The organism is Streptococcus pseudopneumoniae, from assembly GCF_001074975.1.
Classification (GTDB): domain Bacteria; phylum Bacillota; class Bacilli; order Lactobacillales; family Streptococcaceae; genus Streptococcus; species Streptococcus pseudopneumoniae_D.
The window spans coordinates 108,605-128,793 of sequence record NZ_JUUO01000127.1; the positions used below are offsets into that span (position 1 = coordinate 108,605).

The window sequence follows — 20,189 nt, forward strand, 5'->3', positions numbered from 1 at the left end:
CGGTTTACGCCATTTTTTTGCCCCAAGGTTACCGTTACCGTTACCTTTCCCCTTTATTTATATTTATATTATTTATTTTTTTATTATTTCAATATAAAAGAAAGGTAATACGGTAACCAACACAAGGTAAACCCTTGGTACATAAGGCTTAAATTAGGTTACCGTAGTCAAAAAAAGAACGGTAACCTAACGGTAAACGGTAACCAATTCATACCCCGATGTAAGTATCTGACTTTCATCGTTCATCCAAGAAAAACCAACATAATGTTTCGGCACATCTACTGAAGGAATGAATTTCCCTAATGGTTTCATTTTCTTCTTAACCCAACCATCAGGGATATTCTTGGCTAATTGTGTTTCAAATTTACGTTTCGTCAATCTCGTAACACCTTCGTCCTTGCACCACTCCTGATACAACCACCACAAAAATCGGGATGGCAGGCGAGTGGATTCGAATTTATCGAACCATTCACTGATAAACGCCTTAACTGTATCGTTGGATTCTTTGAAATCCTCTAGGGCCTCAATCGATGCTTGCGGTTCGATGAAGCGATCAAATGAAATCTCAAGAGCTTTCTTCAAAACATACTCAAGAACTTCTTCACGATAGATATAGTCGTCCTTAATTGCCCAGTTATCTTCCTTGCTTGAAAATGACTTCTTAAACGGTATAATCGCAAATCGTCTGTAGGTCCCGTTGGTTTTATTCTTAAAACGTGGTAACTCATTCGTGGATTGAATGACAGTTTTTTTAAATACGGTCGTATACGGTTGTTTATTTTTCTCTTCGACCAAGACTGGCTCACCAGTCACGACAGAGTTGAAATTTGAAGATTCATCTACGTAGATACCAGCCTGCACATCGTCTCCGATGATGACTGTCTTACCTTCAATCATGGACAAAGCAAATCGCTCTGAAAATTGATTAAGTTTCAAGCTAGCCACGTTTCGCATACCGACTAGGTTGGTTATAAGTTGCTGGACAGTACCCTTACCGTCATTCCCCTCACCGACAAACCAAATAGATTTCCTGTAAGAGTAATTCCCATTTAGACTGGCTGAAATAACCTGCCAAATCAGTTCGACCAGTTCTTCATCTCCACTCATGAGGTCAAGTAACCAACTATCGATATCCCACCCGTCTATTTCGGGAGACTTAGCAAAATGGTCGTATTCCGTTCCGATGGTTGAGAATGCAACAAACTCATGTGTGAATGGTCGTAGTAATTTCTCTTTCTTATCGTATATCCCGTTCTTCACTAAGATAAACCTACGAGGGTCTTTGTATTCCCCAATTGGAAAATCACATGAGAATCCCTCGTGTTGGTTCAACCGTGGTGTAGAAGCGAGCATGAAGAGAACATTTTTGGATTTCGCTTCACTAAAATTTGGCTCTAGCAAACGAATGACTTTGTAAGCAAAGCTAGGGTCTTTGTGATAATAACCTTTATCTGGATCATAGATTGCGACCCGTTCATTTGGCAGATTCACGATATGTAAAATTTGTTCCATTCCTTGCGCCACTGCCAATTCAGTTAAACGAGTAGGCGCTTTTTTGTTTTCTTCTTTCGTACCATACTGGGTTTCTTTCCATTTGATGTTTTCGAGCCAGTTTTTACGATATTCTCGACAAGCCAGACGAATCTCACGCCAGTCATTTGCTTTCTCGATATAAGCTGGATGTTGGATAATATTGCTTCGATATTCTTTTTTTAATGTCTCTAAATCAAGAACCACCTCTTCTATCCATTTCCTTTCTAACCATACTTTCAAACGTCCTATCCAATTCATCCGCTGGTAGACTGTCTGGAGTATAGTGATTTGCTATCTTTGCTAGTAAATAAGTTGCATCCACATTGACACCACGCATTAGCAACCCACCTACGAAACTCGCCAGGGCGTTATTTCTACCACCTTTATCTCCCAAGCCGAAAACGACTTGTTCAAATAACTTGGCAGTCTTACTCGAGAACTCCCCTCGACTATAATCAGTCGTAAAACTCATAGGTTCCTTGGGTTGTTTAGATGTTTGTAAGATTGAGATTATCTCAGCTGGTGCTTCTGCCATCTGTTCTGTGGACTTATCCCACTTATAACTTCCCTTGGCATTATTGCTAGGTGCAACCAAGACATAATTGTTCTTATTCGCCTTAATATCAATCCCTGGTTTAACTCGTATATCTTGACTTAACTCTATGCCTTTTGGTTTTTTTAGAAAAATGTGCTTTCCACCGCTTGGCGTAGTAGCAGTTAATGTCTTAGGGATATACTGAGACAATTCCCATTCTTTTAAAGACTCATAACCGTTCTCAGTCACCGATACGTCAATATCGATGACAAAGAAATCGGTTGTCCTCCATGCGATATTCGCATCGGGTTGCTCGTGCCAAAATCTTCGGATTTCATTTTCGCTAAATATTTTATCCTTAAATTTCGTGATTGCACGTTTGCTCTTTTTGTCTATTGGGATGACTGAGTAACCTAGTTTTTGATAATGAAGGGCATAATCTACCATCCCAACCATAGATTAGAATGGCAAATCTAAATCATCTGCTTTTGCTGGTGCTGGTTCAGACGATACTGCACCAGAATAAGGTGGCAATTCTGATTGCTCCATCTTACTGATATTCAAGTTATCGTAGGTTTTACCATTGTATTCTGACTGTTCATTTTTGACAGTAACTTTTAACGTTTTGCCTTTGATGATACCTAGGAACTGTTCGATTGTGTTTATCTCAACGCCTTCAGGAATTTTTACCGCCTTTGCATAGCGTTGCAATGCCCACTCTGGATATTGAAGAGTCTGTTTATTGATCCATACCTTATCAAAGATTAGGTTGTTACGGAATTTCTGTTGGAAATCATCACGAATTTTAAGACGGATATCAAGGAAATCTGTTCCTGATTTGCTTGCTGACTGTTCAGCAGTCGCCACGACTACCTCGTATGTTCCGTTTTCCACTGATGAAAATTGTTCTGCTGCTTCGTAGTTTACTGAAAAAAGTGACATTTTTTACCTCCAAATATTTAAACGTTTTTGTTGAAACCATAGCCAACCTGGTTGATAGCCATTGAGTAATCTGAATGCCTTCAATTCGGCTAGGTTTTGACACTTAGTATAATTTTTACCATAGGTCTTGACGCGACGATACACTTTCGCTTCTTCTGTCTTGACCTCTATTTCTTTGCCTTGAATGGTAATAAATTCCATTCCTTGATTGATTTTTGTTAATTGAACATCTGATTTATCTTGTTTGATATCTTGAATGTTTTTCTTCTCGACAATCTCTGCCTTGCAGTATGGACAACAACCGTCCACTAGCTGGTCTCTCCAAAATGTCGCAAAACATTTCTCACACGTCACCGTTGAACGTTCTGAAGGTTTCTTTTTCTTCTTAGTACCATCTAGCGTCCATTCCCTATCGTCATTCGGTAAACCGTGTCGGATATGATTTCCAACGTGGTCTATCAAGATTGCTTTCTTGCCTTCTCTTGGATTTAAGGCCCTCATAGCAAACTGCAAATACAGGGAGAGCGAGTCGGTCGGCCGTAACATAATGCAGACATCTACGTTTGGCAAGTCAATTCCCTCTGTAAATAGATTGACATTGACCATGATTGTGAGTTTGCCTTCTCTGAATGCCTGCATATGGCTCTCTCGTTCGCTCTGTGGCGTTTTTCCAGACACAACGGCTGATTGGTAGCCTTGCTCCAAAAATCGCTTAGCGACCCTCTCAGCGTATTCTACGCTATGTGTATAAACGATAGCTTGTTTCCCTTTGGCTAACCTCTCGTAATGATCAATATAATCGCCATACGTTCCATTGAAACTAAACGCTTCGTCGATTGAATGGTTTGTAAATTCTCCTGACCGTTTCTTTAGTTTAGCCATATCCAATAGATTAATGGAATAGTAATCAAACTCAGCGATATTTCCGTGGTCTTGAAGCCATCGGATGGATTTACCGACTACTAAATCATCTGCTAAATCATGGAATCCCGAACCGTCCAATCGGATAGGTGTGCCTGTGAAAAATAATTGAGTAGCATTACTGAAATAATTTAAGATTGTCTGATATTGTTTTGCTTTGATATGATGAGCTTCATCTACTAAGATTACATCGACTTGAGGCAATCGTTCTAACTTTCGTACAATACTCCCAACCGTTCCGATGATAACCTTATCGAGATTAACTCCGCCACGTTTAAAGGTCTCATAAACCTGCTCATTGATTTCTTTCCTGTGGCTAAAAAACAATACTGTTTTATCTTTATCTGTCGCATTTTTAGCGATATAAGACATCACGACTGTCTTTCCTGAACGGGGTGGGGATTGAACCATTATCTTTCGATTGCCTGCCCTCATGGATTTGATAACGTCAATTATCAGTTCCTTCTGGTAATCTCTGAGCGAAAAGCTCATCTACTTTACACCCCTTTCTATCGTCCAAACGGTTCTTGGCATAGACGCTGGCGCTCGGTTGTAAGATAAAACCTCTCACTTCCTCACCGTCATCTGTCGTCTTTTTGACTAGACGAGCGACTACATCCGTTAAACCAAGAAAGTTATTTAAGATTTTGGAACGAATATCTGGCATGGCCCTGTTGTAAATCATGCCATTTTCATCTGACCACTGATCAGATGTTTCCCAAGCCGTGAATACAATCCGTTTATTTAATTGCAACAAGACTCGTAAACTATCCAAAATAGTAAAATCTACCCTCTGGTAATCCGCCTGCGTTGGTACCCGATGGTTTTTCCCATCTCGACCAAGGTTGGCAAGACACGCTCTGAACAATTCAGATACGTTATCCACAACGATTGTATCGTATGGCTTACCTGCCCCTTGAAGCAATTCCTTAACAACGGTTAACCATTCATCCCAAATCTTATGCGTATCAACATCTGCGATATCGATATTCGGATTACCAGCTAATACTTTGGCTGATTTATCGATATTAATTACCAGAGTCTTCCCTGGAATGAATGAGATGGTAGTCGTTTTCCCAAAGCCTGGATTTCCATAAATCAGGTAACAGGCATCATCATTCGTAATTTCTGTCGCTTTTGTTATTTTCATCTTATACTCAAATTCTTTCTTTCAACTAGGCTGGCGCCAATGATTTCAAGGCCATTCTTCAAATCCTCTTTCAAGCGTTTCTTGTCAGGTTTCCAAGTTGCTACCTTATAAGCTTCTGGCAAGACTGCTTCGTCTACCTCAACGGCTTGAGATTTGCGGAATGAAACCTTAAATAAAGGAGTATCAACACGTTCATGGCCTGTCAATTTCATACTTTCAGAAACTTGTTCTCTCAAGTATTCTTTTTTCTTCTTGTCAAACTTGTTTAAATTCGTCAAGCGTTTGATTTCTGCGTCACGCGCTTCCATATCTGCATCGATATTTTTTACAACTTTGATACAATTTTCAACCTTAGTCTCATAATCAGTTTCCCAATTAATGGAATCCAAGGTGTCTAGTTTGGTTTCTTCGTCTAGTTCCATGTTATAGATTTCAAGGTATTGTCCTGTTAGTTCATATAATGTTGCCATACTTACTCCTCGCTTTGTGCACCATACATTTTCACAATAGATTTAATCATTTCTAAGTTTCTTGTCATTGCTTTGATTTTTTCGCTATTGTAACGCTTATAGTCTGATTCATCTTTTTTGGAAGTAGCTTCAATCAATTTCAACTTATCTTCCAATTCTTGATTTCTGTATCCGTCAAATCTTTCGGTTACATCTCCGTCTTCGTCCACTTGTTTTGTGATGATTTTATTATATGTTCTAATATCTTCAATGATTGATAATGTTTCAAAGCGTGGTTCGCTAACCCATCTTTCTTGATTTTCAAGTGCAATTAAAATCATGTTTGCTAGCATTTTTGTTGTGTCTTCCATGTTTATTTCTCCTTTTTTTAGTTAAGTTTATTAGCTTTTTCTTCTCTTAATTGTCTAATTTTCGCTCCATTAATTTTTTTCATTTCGTTACCTCTTTCATTAGTTTATTTGCTTCTTTGATTAGCAATCGCATAACGTTGCTATCTGTTTCTTTTTCTGCTGCTCTCGTCAGCATATCTACCCATTCACGTCTAGTGTCATTCTTCCAATCAAACAACTCTGTGAGTGATTTTTTATAGTTAAAGTAAGGCGAGTAGTCAATTGACTCATCTTCTAAGCGGACACATCTGCCTGCCTTGAGGTCTTTGAAAAGATTAACCCTCACATTACTATTTGAAGTTCCGACAACCTCAGCTACTTCATCATATGAGGCAGTAGGGTGGTCTTTGTAATATTCCCTAATTCGTTCCGCTTGAGTCATTTAATCATACGCCCTTCCTTTAAATTCATTTTTGATTTCCACGCTCTCACATTTCACACACTCAAGAGGTGGATAGTTATCGTACCAATCAAACTCACGTCCACAATCTGCGCACGTACACTTCCATAAGTACATCATTTCCTCCGTAGTTTCAGTTGGAAATTCTCTGCTTCTAATCTCTTTCTCAAAGATTGTTCCTTTTGCAATTGTTTCTTGAGATCATCGATTTCATGTTGCATATGCGCCATCATTTCAAGGTCACGCATCTTCTCTCTGCGCTTACAAGTGGATAAATCCCACGCTTGTCTATCCCATACGGTTTGCATAGCGTGCTCTCCGTGGTTCTGGCAATGCTAGAGGCTCAGGGCGCAATCCTACAGGCGGTTCGTTGTCGTAGGTAAAGCCTTTGAACTCTCTGCGGATATTCTTGCGGATTTGTTGACGTTCTGCCTCTCTACCACGTTCGTATGCATGGTTATACCCTTGGATAATCATAGACGCAAATTCTTGCTCTTCTCGTCTTTCTTCTTCCTTGCGTTGTTCCTGCAATTTGATATGACGGCAAGCCCCTGCAAATCCAATCAGCAAGGCTCCAACCCCCATTAGCTGGTCTAAAATCGGTGGTTCAAACATTTGTTTCTCTCCTTATGCTCTTAATTTTCGTACTTCTTTTTCTAACTCTAAAATCTCATAAACATCATTGATATCGTACATAATATATTTCCCTTGCTTACGAAATCTTAATCCTTTGCGTTCTAACTTTTTGATATAGCCATGAGTGAAGCCGAACTTCTTCATCAAATCCTGTTGATTGATTGGCATGCGTTCATTCTCTAACTGCTCCTTGACCTGCTTTTCAGCAAAGGCCAGTAATTGGTTCGTGAACAATTCAGCACTTTCGCCGTCCAATCGTAATTGTAGGGTTATACCTTCCATTTTTCTACATCCTCTCAACTATGCGGGCAAGCATTTTTGTGATATAATGGTTTTAATAATTTAAGTGTGCGCCTGACTTTTGTTAGGTGCTTTTTTGCGTTGTTGTCAAACTGTCTTACTTTCCACAGCCCTGAGTTCTATCTCATGGCTGACTTGTCTAAATAGCTTCTCACATGCTATTTTAGCTTCTCTGTACGTTGTGTTTTCGCCGATAAAATAATCAGCAAGTTCGATGATTTTATCTTCCAATATTGCCTCCTACATCAGTCTCAAGACTGATGTAATATCCTCCTAAATTGCTATAATAATTTTGACTAGGACCTCTCACGTTTTAGTCAAAATTCCAATAGAAAGGAGGATAACTTATGACTAAGTCTGATTTGGCACCCTATCTAAATGCAGTTACAAACGAAGATGACACTCTTCTAATCTGCAAAACAGAGCAAGGTGCATATATCGGCGACTTCAGCCCCACATGCGACGATGAAGATTTTGTGCTAACTTACGAAGACATTTCTGTCTCTTTGTCTTACGCACAGGTTCTCTCTGCAACTCTGTTGAAGGCTTAATCGCTGGTTTTAAATGGTCATTCATCCAAATACTAAACAAAAACTGACACTGTCCAACCGTCTTTTTTGTTCTAGTGCTTGGGTGGATTTTTATTTGTCGGTAATCTTCCCAAGCTAATTTATGTCCGTATCCTTTCATAATCTTCGTAAACAATTCAAAAGGTACTTCAAATGTGATTTTGTCAAGTCCAGTAGATTCTACATAATCTTCTGGCAACTCAAACAGTTCTCTGTCTGTCATTCCCTACTCCTCAAATCTTTCCCATGACTCGCTGATTCGCAACTTCTTGTTAATGCGAAGCTTCAAGTCATCACTTCCTTTACCATCTTTGAATAATTGCGTGATAGCTGACGGACTAACACCTACAACGATAGCCAAGTCCGTTTGAGACCACCCACGTTTTTCAATTCGCTCTTTTACAAGCTCAATCCATTTAAGATGTTGTTGGCTCATGCGACCTCCTCCTTTTTGAAAATAAAAAATGCCCTATCTAACTGATAGAGCATGTGGTATAATAGCGACGGCACATCTGCCTTAGAAGGGAGGTGGAGCCTATGGTAGATTACATCTTCACAAATATTATTCTACCCTTGGTGGTCGGTATCGTCCTGATAGTCATCGAAAAATGGCTAAACAAGAAATAGCGACCAACCCACCTTTCTAGCGTAGACTAGAAAAAGCCCTTGCTTTTGTGGTTATCAGCAGGGGCTTTTTTGTAGTTATAGTAGACTACATCTTCACTTCCCCTATATTATCTCACATGCTCTATTCAATTGTCAAGGAACAAAGTTAAAGAGTTAGTAAATTATTTTATAAAATGCTTGACAAAATTAATGTATAGTATTAAAATGAAAGCATAATTAAAAACCTTGATAAAACCTTATATCTATCAATTTTCTTGCTCGCCAAAGCTATTTATTTTTAGATAAGTTTTAACTTCGTTTTTTACTAACTCATTAACTTACAAAAACTATTTTAATACTTCACATTAACTTTGTCAAGTGTTTTAATGAGAAATATTAAATATTTTTTGTCATGTTCTCAGAAAGGTTGAAAAATCAATGTTTCAGACATTTGACAGAATTAAAGAACTTGCCAAAAAGCAAGGACTTTCAATAAATTCATTGGAAGAAAAGCTTGGTTACAGTAGAAATACCATTTATAATTTAAAAAATTCAAAACCATCTACTGAACGAATTTCAGAAATAGCCGATTACTTCAATGTCTCCACTGACTACCTGCTCGGACGAACAGATAACCCTGCTATCGCTGGGAGTGATGAATTTGCTCAAGTAAACGGACAAATCATAGACTTACGCAAAGCAGCAGCCAACACCATGTTATTTGACGGAAAACCACTAAATGAAGATGATATCGACTTCATCACATCCGTCCTATCTGCCCACTTCAAAAACAAAGGAGAACGCTAATGACTATCACTATCAACTTCACAGAAAAAAACTCCTACATCACGGACTACCTAAACAAACACGGTATCGACACAACGACCATGGATTTTGACGACTTCATGGAACTCATGGAAGATATTGAAGACGCACGAGCAGCCGACCAAGCCTATATGGAGTACTTAGCCGACCCTAATCCAAAAACATATACAACAGATGAACTCTTGGAAAGTCTTGGAATGACTAGAGAGGACATCGCCTAATGTACCGACTCGTCTATGAAAGCAAAGCACAAAAACAACTCAAAAAACTCGATGGAGCAACCAGACGAAAAATCATCTCGTGGATGACAAAAAACGTAGACAACTCAAGCAACCCCTATCAACACGCTAAACTACTAAAAGGAAACCTATCAGGTTACTGCCGATACCGAGTTGGCGATTACCGCATCATCTGTGATATCCAAGACGATAAACTAGTCGTCTTAGCCGTAGACATCGCCCACCGCAGAGAGGTTTATAAATAACGAAGGAGAACTATGACACTCGCTAAACTCTGCGAAGAATATCAAGTAGAACTTTGTCTCTTCGACGGTTCAAACTGGCACAGTAGCGGTTTCTACAATCCAGACACAAACGTACTCGCTATTGACCACAACTTGGCTCCTGAACAACAAATCCAAGTCGCCCTACACGAACTCGGACACAAAGACCACACACGCTCAGAGTACCAAAATGCTCGCCTACGCTGTGAAAACGAAGCTGATAGGAATATGATCCATCATCTCGTAAAAGACGCATTAGAAAGCTTAGACGACCCCATAGAGTTTGATTACCTCAAATTCATGTCCTACTACAATCTAAAAACCGTGACAAATGAAATCATGGTCAAGGAAGAATATCTAGCATTAGTAAATTAAAAATATGTGCAACAACTGATCCACACTAAAAGCTGATAGAGAGGGTTCATTATGAAACAAGAACGCAAAGTTTTAGGTATTTTAGCTATTATTTTTGGAGCGCTGGCTCTACTTGGCTCATGGATGCCTATCATCAATAATTTTTCATTCATTTTGGCTATTTTAGCTCTTATTTTCGGTTTAATTGGTTTTGCAGTAAATCGAAAAAGACCAAAAACACTAGCTATTATCGGAACTGTTTTATCTGTTGTTTCGATTGCTATCGTTTTAGCAACTCAAGCTATGTATGCTAAATCATTGAAAGAACTAGGTAAAAACGTTGAAGAGACTGTTAGCTCTGTAAGTTCTTCTATCGAATCATCTCAAAAAGAGGAAGATGCTAAATTTAACTGGACAAAAGAACAGTTTGATGCGCTTCAAGTTGGTGATATTATCAACTATGGAGCTGGTAGAACTAACTACGATGACATTGCTAGTGTTCACGGAGAACCTAACAATGTAACAACTAGTTCAGTAAATGACCACGACAGTAAGACAGTATCATATACTTCTACTGGTAGCAAATACAAGAGCGTTATTCTTTCGTTTTCAAAACAAGACGACGGTTCTTTCTTGTTGACTTCTAAAGTTAGTTCAGGTCTAGAATAAAAACCAACTGTTTCCATTTTGGAAACAACTCAAAAAAATCCCCACACTCGCCATCGCCAAACTTTGAGTGTGAGGATTTAACTTTCCATCAAGCAAGCAATGGAAAGGATGATAAAAAAATACAACTATAGTTTATCATAAGTTCTACACCTTTTCAACTATGCGGGCAAGCAATCGAAAAGAAAGGACTTTTTATGATAAAAAAATATATTACAAAAAAAGGAGAGACTAGATATCTCTTTCAAACATATCTGGGGATAGACCCAGCTACTGGAAAAGAAAAACGCACAACACGCCGTGGTTTTAAAACTATAAAAGAGGCAAAGGCTGCTGAACGTGACCTCCTCTTAGATGTTGAAGAAAATGGTTTTTCTAACAATGATGATTTCCAGAACCCTACATTTGCTGAAGTCGCTGAGTTGTGGCTTGATAGCTATAAAAACACTGTAAAACCAACAACCTATCAGAATGTTAAGAAAAAACTTGATGTTATGATTGACTTGTATTTTACAGATATGAAAATCCAGCAGATCAGTGTAGCTTATTGTCAAAAGGTTGCTATCAAGTTGAGTAATCGCTATATCCTCTATGCCAATTACTACTCTGTAATCAGCCGCATTTTCAAGTATGCCACTTCTATTGACATCATTAAGTCAAATCCCTTAGACAAGATTATCAAGCCTAAAAATAGGCCCTTAAAGGTCAAGGAGAACCATTATACAAAACAGGAGCTAACGGAGTTTCTTAAAGTTTGCAGAGTAGATTGTAAGCCTGTAGAGTACACCTTTTATCACTTACTAGCTTTTACTGGTTTGAGGACTGGAGAAGCTATCGGACTCATGTGGTCAGATGTTGACTTTGAAAATAAACGATTAAGCATTTCTCGAACAGCTGTCGTTATTAATAAAAAACAAACTGTTCAGGACCCTAAAACCAAAATGAGTAAGAGGGTTATCACTTTAGATGATGAAACTCTAAATGTATTGAAACTCTGGAAGCGTCAGCAAATAAAAGAATATTTTCGAGCTAGTGTGCCTTACAAACATGATTCAAATTATATCTTTACGAATAGTTTCGGAGGATGGATTTCTCCTTCAGCTATGAAAGAGAGACTTAGAAGATTCTTTTGGGAACATAACGATATCAAAAAAATCACTCCTCACGGATTCAGGCACACACACGCTTCTCTTCTCTTTGAAGCAGGTGTTACAGCGAAAATTATTTCAGACAGATTAGGTCACAACAATGTCCAAACCACCCTTGATATGTACACCCACATCAATGATAATCAACGTTTTGAAGTTGTTGAACAGCTCATGGATTTCATTCGTTCAAGTTGAAAATACGGTCGTATTCAATATCGTATTCACTTTTGGTTGACATACTAGAAACCCACTGATTTCAAGGTACTAGGAAGCTGTGAGCAGTTTATACCATAAATCCGCTTTCAACGATAAAGAAAAGGTTAAAAAAATGAAACATTTAGAAATTGAATTGAAAACACTATTGAAAAAAGATGAATACAATCGTCTAAAAGACCAGTTCACAGTTGTCACTCCTGTTCTTCAAAAAAATTACTACATCGACACTCCTGATTTTGAACTTCGAGAAAAGAAAGTTGCTATGCGCATTCGAATCTTTGAAGACTGGGCAGAATTGACACTCAAAGTCCCGCAAAATGTTGGAAACATGGAGTACAACCAAAAATTGCAACTAAAAGATGCTGAAAACTATCTGGCTAAGCAAAAACTTCCTCAAGGGCTAGTACTGGATGAATTGGCTCAACATGGTATCCAAAGCAAGAACTGGCAGGTTCTCGGTTGCCTAACAACGCTTCGCTATGAAATTCAAACAGCTATTGGACTTATGGCACTAGATGAGAGTCAGTACTTTGATATAACAGATTACGAATTAGAACTTGAAGTTGAAAATCACGAGCAAGGGAAACAGGATTTCCAGCAATTTTTAAAGGAAAATCATATTTCTTATCAAAAAGCCCCTTCAAAATTGGTTCGATTTGTCAAAAGCATGAAAAATAGCTGAAATAATCTTCATTTTTTGGTAAAATAGAAAAGATAAAAATACACAAATCCTAGTTCATATATGTAAGGCAAATATAACTAGGATTTATAAAGTTTACAGAGGACGGTCTATAATGTCAGATAGAAAAAACATGAAACTTTTCGCACTCAACTCTAACCAAGAGATTGCACAGAAAATTGCACAAGCTGTTGGTGTCCCACTTGGAAAACTATCATCACGTCAATTTTCAGACGGAGAAATCCAAGTGAATATCGAAGAAAGTGTCCGTGGTTATGACGTTTACATCATCCAATCAACAAGTTTCCCTGTTAACAACCACCTAATGGAATTGTTGATCATGGTTGATGCTTGTGTGCGTGCAAGTGCCCACAGTATCAACGTTGTCCTTCCATATTTTGGCTATGCACGTCAAGACCGTATCGCTTCACCACGTGAGCCACTTACAGCTAAACTAGTTGCTAATATGCTGGTTAAAGCTGGTGTTGACCGTGTTCTTACGCTTGATTTGCATGCTGTTCAGGTGCAAGGCTTCTTTGATATTCCTGTTGACAACCTCTATACAGTTCCTCTATTTGCAAAACATTACTGCGATAAGGGGCTCCTTGGCTCAGATGTTGTTGTCGTTAGCCCTAAAAATTCAGGTGTGAAACGTGCTCGTAGCTTGGCTGAGTATCTTGATGCTCCTATCGCCATTATCGACTACCCTCAAGACGATGCAACTCGCAACGAAGGTTATATCATCGGTGATGTTGAAGGTAAAAAAGCTATCTTGATTGACGATATTTTAAATACTGGACGTACCTTCTCTGAAGCTGCTAAAATCGTTGAACGTGAAGGGGCTACAGAAATTTATGCTGTTTCTAGCCATGGCCTCTTCGTCGAAGGAGCTGCTGAACTTCTTGACAATACTAATATTAAGGAAATTCTTGTGACTGATTCAGTAGCAACAAAAGAAAAAACTCCTAAAAACGTATGCTACATCACTGCTAGTGAGTTAATTGGTGATGCTATCGTCCGTATCCACGAAAGAAAACCAGTCAGCCCACTCTTTGCCTACAACAAAAAGAAATAAGGTGATTCTTTGATTTATTTGGACAATGCTGCAACGACTCCTATGTCAGCAGTTGCTATTTCAGCTATGACCAAGGTGATGCAAGAAACCCATGGAAACCCTTCTAGTATTCATGGTCATGGTCGTCAAGCTGGCAAACTCTTGCGAGAAGCCCGTCAGGAACTAGCTCAGTTACTAGGGACAAAACCTCAACATATCTTTTTCACTTCTGGTGGGACTGAAGGCAACAATACTGCTATCATTGGGTACTGCCTTCGTCATCAAGAACAAGGAAAACATATCATCACAACTGCCATTGAGCACCATGCCGTCCTTGAAACCATTGATTACTTGGTTCAACACTTCGGTTTTGAAGCAACCATTATCCAGCCAGAAAATCAAGAAATCACAGCCCAACAAATTCAAAAAGCTTTACGTGGCGATACGATTTTGGTTTCAACCATGTTTGCCAATAATGAGACAGGAAACCTACTGCCCATTGCTGAAATTGGCCAAATACTCAAGCAACACCCTGCTGCCTATCATGTCGATGCAGTTCAGGCAATCGGAAAAATCCCTATACACCCAGAAGAATTGGGCATTGATTTTCTCACCGCTTCTGCCCATAAATTCCATGGTCCTAAGGGAATCGGCTTTCTCTACGCATCTGGCATGGACTTTGATTCCTATCTCCATGGCGGAGACCAAGAACAGAAAAAACGTGCAGGGACTGAAAATCTAGCTGCCATAGTGGCTATGGTTGCAGCCCTAAAAGAAGACCTAGAAAAACAAGAAGAACATTTTCAACATGTACAAAATTTAGAAACTGCCTTTCTGGCAGAGCTAGAGGACATTCAATATTACTTGAATAGAGGAGAACATCATCTCCCTTATGTTCTCAATATTGGATTTCCTGGCCAGAAAAATGATCTCTTACTCCTTCGTCTAGATTTGGCTGGAATTTCAATCTCTACTGGCTCAGCCTGTACGGCAGGCATTGTTCAATCCAGCCATGTTCTTGAAGCTATGTATGGGGCAAATTCAGAACGCTTGAAGGAATCCGTTCGTATCAGTTTGTCGCCAGAAAATACTGTTGAAGACCTACAAACCCTCGCAAAAACCTTAAAAGAAATTATCGGAGGTTAGCCATATGGCATTTGAAAAAACCATTCAGTTAAAAAATTGTCGTTACGACTACACTCTTAGCCCTTCTGTTAAAAAATTCACCCTCAAAGACAACACTTTTTTTGAGACAAAGGTTGGTAACTATGAATTGACTCGCCTTTTGGAAAAAGTGCCAAACAGCGGTGAAGGCTTCCAACTCAAAATCATTATTAACAAGGAACTTACAGGGGCTAAAATCAATATCACTGACAAGTTTGGGCTACGTCTGGTTGATATTTTCAAATCAGAAGACCACCACATTCATCAGGAAAAATTCTATTTCCTCATGGATAGCTTGGTAGAACGTGGTGTATTTACAAAATCAGAAAGATAAATCCAAGATGTTTGAACTGACCTATAAGGACAGCTATCATGTAGAGCGGACTTTCAAGTATGAGGATTATGAAGCTCTCATGCTGGCTCTGTCAGGATGTGTGACTCTACCAGACACACTTTATGTAACTTCTCTGACTTTTAAGGAACAGGAAGTTTACCAAGGACTGGTCGGAGACCTCTACCGTTTTCTATCACATGCAGATTTTTTACATAAAAACTAAGATTTTTCTTAGTTTTTTCTTGTTTCTGTTGATTTTTTCACAATGTTTCTATAAAATAGAAGAATAGAAAGGTTGTGATTTTGTGAAAGATAAACAGTCTGATATTCCAAAAGCTACAGCGAAAAGACTCTCTCTCTACTATCGAATTTTTAAGAGATTTCATGCAGAAAAGATTGAACGTGCCAACTCTAAGCAAATTGCAGAGGCTATCGGTATTGATTCGGCGACAGTTCGTCGTGATTTTTCCTATTTTGGTGAACTAGGTCGTCGTGGTTTTGGCTATGATGTCAAAAAACTGATGACGTTTTTTGCCGATTTACTCAATGATAACTCCATCACCAATGTCATGCTGGTAGGTATTGGAAATATGGGCCATGCCCTTCTCCACTACCGCTTCCACGAACGTAACAAGATGAAGATTATCATGGCCTTTGACCTAGATGACCATCCTGAAGTCGGTACCCAAACTCCTGACGGAATTCCCATTTACGGAATTTCTCAAATCAAGGATAAAATCAAGGATGCTGATGTCAAGACTGCTATCCTGACAGTTCCCAGCGTCAAGTCACAAGAGGTTGCCAATCTCTTGGTGGATGCTGGCGTGAAAGGAATTCTCAGTTTTTCACCAGTCCATCTGCATTTACCAAAAGACGTGGTCGTTCAGTATGTCGATTTGACAAGTGAACTCCAAACCCTCCTCTACTTCATGCGAAAAGAGGATTAGAAAGCGAACATCATTTTATGAAAAAACCAGTTATAGGGATTACAGGAAACGAAAAAACTCATCCAGATGATGACATCATGATGAGCTACGCAGCAAAAGGCTTTGTTGAAGGCATTAAAGACGCTGGAGGGATTCCCCTCATCCTACCAATTGGTAATCAAGAAATGGCCTGCCACTATATCAGTATGATTGACAAGCTCATCTTGACAGGTGGGCAAAATGTTGATCCAAAATTCTATGGTGAACCAAAAACCATTGATAGCGATGACTACCACCTTCAAAGAGATATCTTCGAACTGGCCCTCATCAAGGAAGCTATTAAACAGAAAAAGCCTATTTTCTCTGTCTGCCGTGGAACACAACTCTTTAACGTTGCCATGGGTGGAACTTTATATCAAGATATCGAAGACCACTGGCAGGATTGTTCTGCCGAATACACAACTCAACGCTTGGTTACAGAACCTGATACAGTTCTTCGAGAAATCTATGGAGAAATCTCCCATATCAACTCCTTCCACCACCAGAGTATTAAGGATTTAGCACCTAACTTAAAGATTGCAGCTCATGATCCTAAGGATGGTATTATTGAAGCTGTCATGAGTACGGATGATTTTGCCTTTCTCGGTGTCCAATGGCACCCAGAATTTCTATTTGAAAATCGTCCCAAAGATAAAAACCTCTTTGACTATGTCGTTAATGAACTTTAAATTAAATCCGTCTTTTCACGGTAACTAAAATAACTGGAGTGAGAGACAATCAAGTGGTCCAAGAGGACAATTCCCATCAGGTCGCAGGCTTCTTTGACAAGTTTAGTGACATGATTATCATTTCGGCTAGGGGCTACCGCTCCCGAAGGATGATTGTGAACCAAGATGAGAGAAGTCGCCATATGCTTGATAGCATAGTGAAGAATCTCTCGCGGTTCAGCGATACTACGAGTTGCAGAACCGATAAAAATGGTCTGTTGATGGATGATTTGATTTTGAGTATTGAGATAGAGCGCCACCAGGTGCTCTTGTTTTTTATCCCCCAATTCCTGTTGCATCTTCTTGGCCAACTTTTGACTGCTGAGAATACTTTCCATCTCAAGGGTTTCATGTTTGTGAATACGATTACCCAGTTCAATCATAGCTTGTAATTCTATAGCCTTAACACGCCCGATACCAGACAGACTCTGCAATTCCTGCAGGGTCATTTTTTTCAAATCCGTTAGGCTTGAAAGATTGCTCAATACTTTCTGGGCAATTTCAAAAACGCTAGCTTGACGTGTTCCTGTCCTGAGTAAAATAGCTAGTAACTCTTGATTACTGAGCGCCTCAACTCCTTCTTGGGCCAGTCTTTCTCTTGGCAATAGTGAATCTTCTTGGAATGAAATACTGTACATAAAAATCCTCCTCACTTTATTATTCGTGAGAAGGATGGAAAATTAGATTTTTTTCTCAATTGGAGCCACACTGGCTAAAAGTTTTTTCAGGCCAACTTCTGGGAAATTGATTTTCAATTCCTGTGTAGCACCGCTACCTGAAACTTCTAGAACGGTTCCCTCTCCCCACTTCTTGTGGAGGGCAATGTCACCAATGGACCAATTCGCCTCGCTAGACGCTGATTTTACGCCAGCTGTAAATTGACCAAATGGAAGATCGCTTGACTGAATAGTTTTTGGGGCAGCACTGCGTTTACGGTCTTGAAGAGCTTGGGCAAGACTCATACCTTGACCGAAGGCAAGGCCACCACTGCTATAAGATGCCTTAAAGCTTGTATTGGCTGGACGGGCCAAACCTTGATACTCAAGCAAATCTGAACTGATTTCGTTAATAAAACGAGTCGGACGGTTGTAGTTGGTACGACCAAAAAGCAGGCGCGAGTTGGCATTGGTCAGATAGAGAATTTTCTCTGCACGAGTAATTCCTACATAGGCCAGACGACGCTCTTCTTCTAATTCATCTGGATCTTCAGCCGCACGACTAAGCGGGAAGACATTTTCTTCCATCCCAATCAAAAAGACAACTGGAAACTCGAGACCTTTGGCAGCATGCAGGGTCATTAAGGTCACTTCTGAAGTCTCCTGACTACCTGAATCTGTATCGGCAATCAAGGCCAAGTCATTTAAGAAACGACTGAGTTTGTCCAGACCAGTTTCTTCTTCTGACACGTCAGAGGTGTCGTCAAAGTTTTTCGTCACAGAAAGGAACTCTTCGATATTTTCAACCCGAGCCTTACTTTCCAGAGTTGCTTGGGCATTAAGAATATCAACGTAACCTGTTTTTTCTAGGACAGCCTCAACCAACTCAGTAATGCTTAACTGGTCCAGCTGCTCCCGCAAATCCAGAATCACATTGGCAAAATCCCATATAGATTGGGCTGCCTTACCTTTGATCCCAGACAACATGATGTTTGCAGAAGCATCTAGCATGGACATATCTTGCATATTCGCAAAGTCACGGATTTTCTCGACCGTACCTGGGCCAATTCCACGTTTCGGTTCGTTGATAATACGCTCAAAACTGATATTGTCACTCAAATTGGCAATGAGGTTGAGATAAGCGATAATATCGCGGATTTCCTTACGGCTGTAGAACTTAGTCCCACCAACCATGGTATAAGGAATATTGGACTTGAGCAAGGCTTCCTCAATAGTACGGGACTGCGCATTAGTACGATAAAGAACTGCAAAATCCTTGTGAAGGAAGTTTTGACTCCGACCAAGTTCATCAATAGTTTTAGCCACAAATACAGCCTCATCCAGCTCATCATCGGCACGATAGTAAACGATTTGTTCCCCATCAGCGTTTTGAGTCCAGAGATTCTTAGGACGGCGGTTTTTATTGTTTTTAATGACCTCGTTGGCCGCTTGGAGAATAGTTTTAGTTGAACGGTAATTCTCCTCCAACAAAACAACCTTGGCTTGAGGATAATCCTTTTCGAAATCCAAAATATTCTGCATATCAGCACCACGCCAACCGTAGATAGACTGGTCCGCATCCCCAACCACACAGATATTTTTAAAACGGGAAGCCAAGAGTTTGACCAATTGATACTGGGCATGGTTGGTATCTTGATACTCATCAACGTGGATGTATTGGAATTTTTGCTGGTAGTAGGTCAAGACATCAGGATTTTGATCAAAGAGACGCAAGGTCAGCATAATCAAATCATCAAAGTCAACCGACTCCGACTGACGCAGTTCTTTCTGATAGGCTGTATAACACTGGGCCACGATTTGCGTGTACATATCTCCAGCTTGAGCAGCATAAGCCACATCATCAATCAGGTCATTCTTAGCATTGGAAATGGTTCCTAAGATGCTTCGTTCATTCCATTTTTTAGGATCCAAATTCAACTGCTTGAGAATCCGTTTCATGAGAGTTCGCTGTTCACCAGGATCGACAATTGTAAAATTACGATTGTAGCCAATATGGTCCGCATCGCGACGCAAAATACGAACACACATGGAGTGAAAGGTCGCAATCAAACAGTCCTGAGTGGCTGGATTGAGGCTATAAGCACGCTCCTTCATCTCACGCGCAGCCTTATTTGTAAAGGTAATGGCCAAGATATTCCAAGGATTGACCAGTTTTTCATCAATCAGATAAGCAATGCGGTGGGTCAAAACACGGGTCTTTCCAGAACCAGCCCCCGCCATGATCAACAAGGGACCTTCTGTCGTTTGCACCGCCTCAGCCTGACGGTCATTCATTCCATTTAATAATGCGTTCATCTTCTCTTCCTTACTCTTGAAGTCAATATTTCTATTATATCAGAATTCAGGGAAAATATCTTTACCTAGACTGGTTACGTCTAGAAGGCAACTTCTTATATCTAGATAAAAAATGAGCTTGGATATTATTT

Annotated in this window: 30 protein-coding genes; 14 read left to right on the forward strand and 16 right to left on the reverse strand. The window is 39.7% G+C overall.

The annotated features are described in order from the left end of the window. Positions 1-186: 186 nt before the first annotated feature. The 14 genes from ADI86_RS08910 to ADI86_RS08970 form a co-directional block, all read right to left on the reverse strand. On the reverse strand, positions 187-1,791 hold the full coding sequence (locus tag ADI86_RS08910; protein WP_049532647.1) for a DNA primase family protein: 1,605 nt from the start codon (positions 1,789-1,791) through the stop codon (positions 187-189). Beyond that, positions 1,727-2,524 (reverse strand): bifunctional DNA primase/polymerase, encoded by a 798-nt coding sequence (locus ADI86_RS08915; protein ID WP_049532648.1) that lies wholly within the window; start codon positions 2,522-2,524, stop codon positions 1,727-1,729. The genes ADI86_RS08910 and ADI86_RS08915 overlap by 65 nt, the downstream gene beginning before the upstream one ends. A gap of 3 nt (positions 2,525-2,527) precedes the next feature. After that, positions 2,528-3,010: a DUF669 domain-containing protein gene (locus ADI86_RS08920; protein ID WP_049532649.1), complete on the reverse strand. Its 483-nt coding sequence runs from the start codon at positions 3,008-3,010 to the stop codon at positions 2,528-2,530. A 3-nt stretch (positions 3,011-3,013) separates the two neighbouring features. Beyond that, positions 3,014-4,423: a DEAD/DEAH box helicase gene (locus ADI86_RS08925; protein ID WP_080983219.1), complete on the reverse strand. Its 1,410-nt coding sequence runs from the start codon at positions 4,421-4,423 to the stop codon at positions 3,014-3,016. Continuing rightward, complete coding sequence (locus tag ADI86_RS08930; RefSeq protein ID WP_049532651.1) at positions 4,380-5,081, reverse strand: AAA family ATPase; 702 nt, start codon at positions 5,079-5,081, stop codon at positions 4,380-4,382. Before ADI86_RS08930 ends, ADI86_RS08925 begins: the two co-directional genes overlap by 44 nt. Further along, entirely contained in the window at positions 5,078-5,551 is a 474-nt protein-coding gene (locus ADI86_RS08935; RefSeq protein ID WP_049532652.1) for a siphovirus Gp157 family protein, read from the reverse strand. Before ADI86_RS08935 ends, ADI86_RS08930 begins: the two co-directional genes overlap by 4 nt. 2 nt (positions 5,552-5,553) lie before the next feature. Next, positions 5,554-5,901 (reverse strand): hypothetical protein, encoded by a 348-nt coding sequence (locus ADI86_RS08940; protein WP_049532653.1) that lies wholly within the window; start codon positions 5,899-5,901, stop codon positions 5,554-5,556. A 79-nt stretch (positions 5,902-5,980) separates the two neighbouring features. Beyond that, positions 5,981-6,322, reverse strand: coding sequence for a hypothetical protein (locus ADI86_RS08945; protein WP_049532654.1), 342 nt, complete (start codon positions 6,320-6,322; stop codon positions 5,981-5,983). A gap of 134 nt (positions 6,323-6,456) precedes the next feature. After that, a complete protein-coding gene (locus ADI86_RS08950; protein ID WP_049532655.1) occupies positions 6,457-6,648 on the reverse strand; it encodes a hypothetical protein in 192 nt (63 codons plus the stop codon). Further along, complete coding sequence (locus tag ADI86_RS08955; protein ID WP_049532656.1) at positions 6,629-6,955, reverse strand: hypothetical protein; 327 nt, start codon at positions 6,953-6,955, stop codon at positions 6,629-6,631. Before ADI86_RS08955 ends, ADI86_RS08950 begins: the two co-directional genes overlap by 20 nt. A 12-nt stretch (positions 6,956-6,967) precedes the next feature. Further along, a complete protein-coding gene (locus ADI86_RS08960) occupies positions 6,968-7,258 on the reverse strand; it encodes a hypothetical protein (RefSeq protein ID WP_049532657.1) in 291 nt (96 codons plus the stop codon). A gap of 105 nt (positions 7,259-7,363) precedes the next feature. Next, a complete protein-coding gene (locus tag ADI86_RS12055) occupies positions 7,364-7,507 on the reverse strand; it encodes a hypothetical protein (protein WP_162838033.1) in 144 nt (47 codons plus the stop codon). Between the two features lie 216 nt (positions 7,508-7,723). After that, positions 7,724-8,068 (reverse strand): hypothetical protein, encoded by a 345-nt coding sequence (locus ADI86_RS08965; RefSeq protein ID WP_049532658.1) that lies wholly within the window; start codon positions 8,066-8,068, stop codon positions 7,724-7,726. A gap of 3 nt (positions 8,069-8,071) precedes the next feature. Beyond that, a complete protein-coding gene (locus ADI86_RS08970; RefSeq protein WP_049532659.1) occupies positions 8,072-8,281 on the reverse strand; it encodes a helix-turn-helix domain-containing protein in 210 nt (69 codons plus the stop codon). A 101-nt stretch (positions 8,282-8,382) separates the two neighbouring features. Here ADI86_RS08970 and ADI86_RS11815 point away from each other — a divergent pair, with 101 nt between their 5' ends. The 14 genes from ADI86_RS11815 (at position 8,383) to ADI86_RS09035 (ending at position 17,047) form a co-directional block, all read left to right on the forward strand. Continuing rightward, the gene (locus tag ADI86_RS11815) at positions 8,383-8,472 is read left to right on the forward strand and encodes a hypothetical protein (RefSeq protein ID WP_001810072.1); all 90 of its coding nucleotides are present in this window, start codon (positions 8,383-8,385) and stop codon (positions 8,470-8,472) included. Positions 8,473-8,889: 417 nt separating this feature from the next. After that, positions 8,890-9,258, forward strand: a complete 369-nt coding sequence (locus tag ADI86_RS08975; RefSeq protein WP_049532660.1) for a helix-turn-helix domain-containing protein — start codon at positions 8,890-8,892, stop codon at positions 9,256-9,258. Next, positions 9,258-9,497, forward strand: a complete 240-nt coding sequence (locus ADI86_RS08980; protein ID WP_049532661.1) for a hypothetical protein — start codon at positions 9,258-9,260, stop codon at positions 9,495-9,497. The genes ADI86_RS08975 and ADI86_RS08980 overlap by 1 nt, the downstream gene beginning before the upstream one ends. Continuing rightward, complete coding sequence (locus ADI86_RS08985; protein ID WP_049532662.1) at positions 9,497-9,760, forward strand: type II toxin-antitoxin system RelE family toxin; 264 nt, start codon at positions 9,497-9,499, stop codon at positions 9,758-9,760. Before ADI86_RS08980 ends, ADI86_RS08985 begins: the two co-directional genes overlap by 1 nt. A 12-nt stretch (positions 9,761-9,772) precedes the next feature. Then, on the forward strand, positions 9,773-10,153 hold the full coding sequence (locus ADI86_RS08990; protein ID WP_049532663.1) for an ImmA/IrrE family metallo-endopeptidase: 381 nt from the start codon (positions 9,773-9,775) through the stop codon (positions 10,151-10,153). A gap of 51 nt (positions 10,154-10,204) precedes the next feature. Continuing rightward, entirely contained in the window at positions 10,205-10,801 is a 597-nt protein-coding gene (locus ADI86_RS08995; protein ID WP_049532664.1) for a CD20-like domain-containing protein, read from the forward strand. A 194-nt stretch (positions 10,802-10,995) separates the two neighbouring features. Then, complete coding sequence (locus ADI86_RS09000) at positions 10,996-12,141, forward strand: tyrosine-type recombinase/integrase (RefSeq protein WP_049532665.1); 1,146 nt, start codon at positions 10,996-10,998, stop codon at positions 12,139-12,141. A gap of 133 nt (positions 12,142-12,274) precedes the next feature. Next, complete coding sequence (locus tag ADI86_RS09005; protein ID WP_049532666.1) at positions 12,275-12,844, forward strand: CYTH domain-containing protein; 570 nt, start codon at positions 12,275-12,277, stop codon at positions 12,842-12,844. Between the two features lie 112 nt (positions 12,845-12,956). Beyond that, on the forward strand, positions 12,957-13,916 hold the full coding sequence (locus ADI86_RS09010; RefSeq protein ID WP_001283823.1) for a ribose-phosphate diphosphokinase: 960 nt from the start codon (positions 12,957-12,959) through the stop codon (positions 13,914-13,916). Between the two features lie 9 nt (positions 13,917-13,925). Further along, positions 13,926-15,041, forward strand: a complete 1,116-nt coding sequence (locus ADI86_RS09015) for a cysteine desulfurase family protein (RefSeq protein ID WP_000639650.1) — start codon at positions 13,926-13,928, stop codon at positions 15,039-15,041. A 4-nt stretch (positions 15,042-15,045) separates the two neighbouring features. Next, on the forward strand, positions 15,046-15,393 hold the full coding sequence (locus ADI86_RS09020; RefSeq protein WP_000863540.1) for a DUF1831 domain-containing protein: 348 nt from the start codon (positions 15,046-15,048) through the stop codon (positions 15,391-15,393). Between the two features lie 7 nt (positions 15,394-15,400). Continuing rightward, positions 15,401-15,616: a DUF4649 family protein gene (locus ADI86_RS09025; RefSeq protein ID WP_049532667.1), complete on the forward strand. Its 216-nt coding sequence runs from the start codon at positions 15,401-15,403 to the stop codon at positions 15,614-15,616. Positions 15,617-15,698: 82 nt separating this feature from the next. Continuing rightward, positions 15,699-16,340, forward strand: coding sequence for a redox-sensing transcriptional repressor Rex (locus tag ADI86_RS09030; RefSeq protein ID WP_049532668.1), 642 nt, complete (start codon positions 15,699-15,701; stop codon positions 16,338-16,340). 17 nt (positions 16,341-16,357) lie between these two features. Continuing rightward, a complete protein-coding gene (locus ADI86_RS09035; protein WP_049532669.1) occupies positions 16,358-17,047 on the forward strand; it encodes a gamma-glutamyl-gamma-aminobutyrate hydrolase family protein in 690 nt (229 codons plus the stop codon). Here ADI86_RS09035 and radC read toward each other — a convergent pair. Further along, positions 17,044-17,724 (reverse strand): RadC family protein, encoded by a 681-nt coding sequence (gene radC / locus ADI86_RS09040; RefSeq protein ID WP_049532670.1) that lies wholly within the window; start codon positions 17,722-17,724, stop codon positions 17,044-17,046. The two genes, ADI86_RS09035 and radC, sit on opposite strands and share 4 nt — an antisense overlap. A gap of 42 nt (positions 17,725-17,766) precedes the next feature. Then, positions 17,767-20,058: a DNA helicase PcrA gene (pcrA, locus tag ADI86_RS09045; protein WP_049532671.1), complete on the reverse strand. Its 2,292-nt coding sequence runs from the start codon at positions 20,056-20,058 to the stop codon at positions 17,767-17,769. Positions 20,059-20,189: the final 131 nt, after the last annotated feature.

Excerpts from the sequence above, each read along its gene's own strand:
- ADI86_RS08910 (WP_049532647.1), bottom strand. The coding sequence starts at position 1,791 with ATGAATTGGATAGGACGTTTGAAAGTATGGTTAGAAAGGAAATGGATA.
- ADI86_RS08915 (WP_049532648.1), bottom strand. The coding sequence starts at position 2,524 with ATGGTTGGGATGGTAGATTATGCCCTTCATTATCAAAAACTAGGTTAC.
- ADI86_RS08920 (WP_049532649.1), bottom strand. The coding sequence starts at position 3,010 with ATGTCACTTTTTTCAGTAAACTACGAAGCAGCAGAACAATTTTCATCA.
- ADI86_RS08925 (WP_080983219.1), bottom strand. The coding sequence starts at position 4,423 with ATGAGCTTTTCGCTCAGAGATTACCAGAAGGAACTGATAATTGACGTT.
- ADI86_RS08930 (WP_049532651.1), bottom strand. The coding sequence starts at position 5,081 with ATGAAAATAACAAAAGCGACAGAAATTACGAATGATGATGCCTGTTAC.
- ADI86_RS08935 (WP_049532652.1), bottom strand. The coding sequence starts at position 5,551 with ATGGCAACATTATATGAACTAACAGGACAATACCTTGAAATCTATAAC.
- ADI86_RS08940 (WP_049532653.1), bottom strand. The coding sequence starts at position 5,901 with ATGGAAGACACAACAAAAATGCTAGCAAACATGATTTTAATTGCACTT.
- ADI86_RS08945 (WP_049532654.1), bottom strand. The coding sequence starts at position 6,322 with ATGACTCAAGCGGAACGAATTAGGGAATATTACAAAGACCACCCTACT.
- ADI86_RS08950 (WP_049532655.1), bottom strand. The coding sequence starts at position 6,648 with ATGCAAACCGTATGGGATAGACAAGCGTGGGATTTATCCACTTGTAAG.
- ADI86_RS08955 (WP_049532656.1), bottom strand. The coding sequence starts at position 6,955 with ATGTTTGAACCACCGATTTTAGACCAGCTAATGGGGGTTGGAGCCTTG.
- ADI86_RS08960 (WP_049532657.1), bottom strand. The coding sequence starts at position 7,258 with ATGGAAGGTATAACCCTACAATTACGATTGGACGGCGAAAGTGCTGAA.
- ADI86_RS08965 (WP_049532658.1), bottom strand. The coding sequence starts at position 8,068 with ATGACAGACAGAGAACTGTTTGAGTTGCCAGAAGATTATGTAGAATCT.
- ADI86_RS08970 (WP_049532659.1), bottom strand. The coding sequence starts at position 8,281 with ATGAGCCAACAACATCTTAAATGGATTGAGCTTGTAAAAGAGCGAATT.
- ADI86_RS11815 (WP_001810072.1), top strand. The coding sequence starts at position 8,383 with ATGGTAGATTACATCTTCACAAATATTATTCTACCCTTGGTGGTCGGT.
- ADI86_RS08975 (WP_049532660.1), top strand. The coding sequence starts at position 8,890 with ATGTTTCAGACATTTGACAGAATTAAAGAACTTGCCAAAAAGCAAGGA.
- ADI86_RS08980 (WP_049532661.1), top strand. The coding sequence starts at position 9,258 with ATGACTATCACTATCAACTTCACAGAAAAAAACTCCTACATCACGGAC.
- ADI86_RS08985 (WP_049532662.1), top strand. The coding sequence starts at position 9,497 with ATGTACCGACTCGTCTATGAAAGCAAAGCACAAAAACAACTCAAAAAA.
- ADI86_RS08990 (WP_049532663.1), top strand. The coding sequence starts at position 9,773 with ATGACACTCGCTAAACTCTGCGAAGAATATCAAGTAGAACTTTGTCTC.
- ADI86_RS08995 (WP_049532664.1), top strand. The coding sequence starts at position 10,205 with ATGAAACAAGAACGCAAAGTTTTAGGTATTTTAGCTATTATTTTTGGA.
- ADI86_RS09000 (WP_049532665.1), top strand. The coding sequence starts at position 10,996 with ATGATAAAAAAATATATTACAAAAAAAGGAGAGACTAGATATCTCTTT.
- ADI86_RS09005 (WP_049532666.1), top strand. The coding sequence starts at position 12,275 with ATGAAACATTTAGAAATTGAATTGAAAACACTATTGAAAAAAGATGAA.
- ADI86_RS09010 (WP_001283823.1), top strand. The coding sequence starts at position 12,957 with ATGTCAGATAGAAAAAACATGAAACTTTTCGCACTCAACTCTAACCAA.
- ADI86_RS09020 (WP_000863540.1), top strand. The coding sequence starts at position 15,046 with ATGGCATTTGAAAAAACCATTCAGTTAAAAAATTGTCGTTACGACTAC.
- ADI86_RS09025 (WP_049532667.1), top strand. The coding sequence starts at position 15,401 with ATGTTTGAACTGACCTATAAGGACAGCTATCATGTAGAGCGGACTTTC.
- ADI86_RS09035 (WP_049532669.1), top strand. The coding sequence starts at position 16,358 with ATGAAAAAACCAGTTATAGGGATTACAGGAAACGAAAAAACTCATCCA.
- radC (WP_049532670.1), bottom strand. The coding sequence starts at position 17,724 with ATGTACAGTATTTCATTCCAAGAAGATTCACTATTGCCAAGAGAAAGA.
- pcrA (WP_049532671.1), bottom strand. The coding sequence starts at position 20,058 with ATGAACGCATTATTAAATGGAATGAATGACCGTCAGGCTGAGGCGGTG.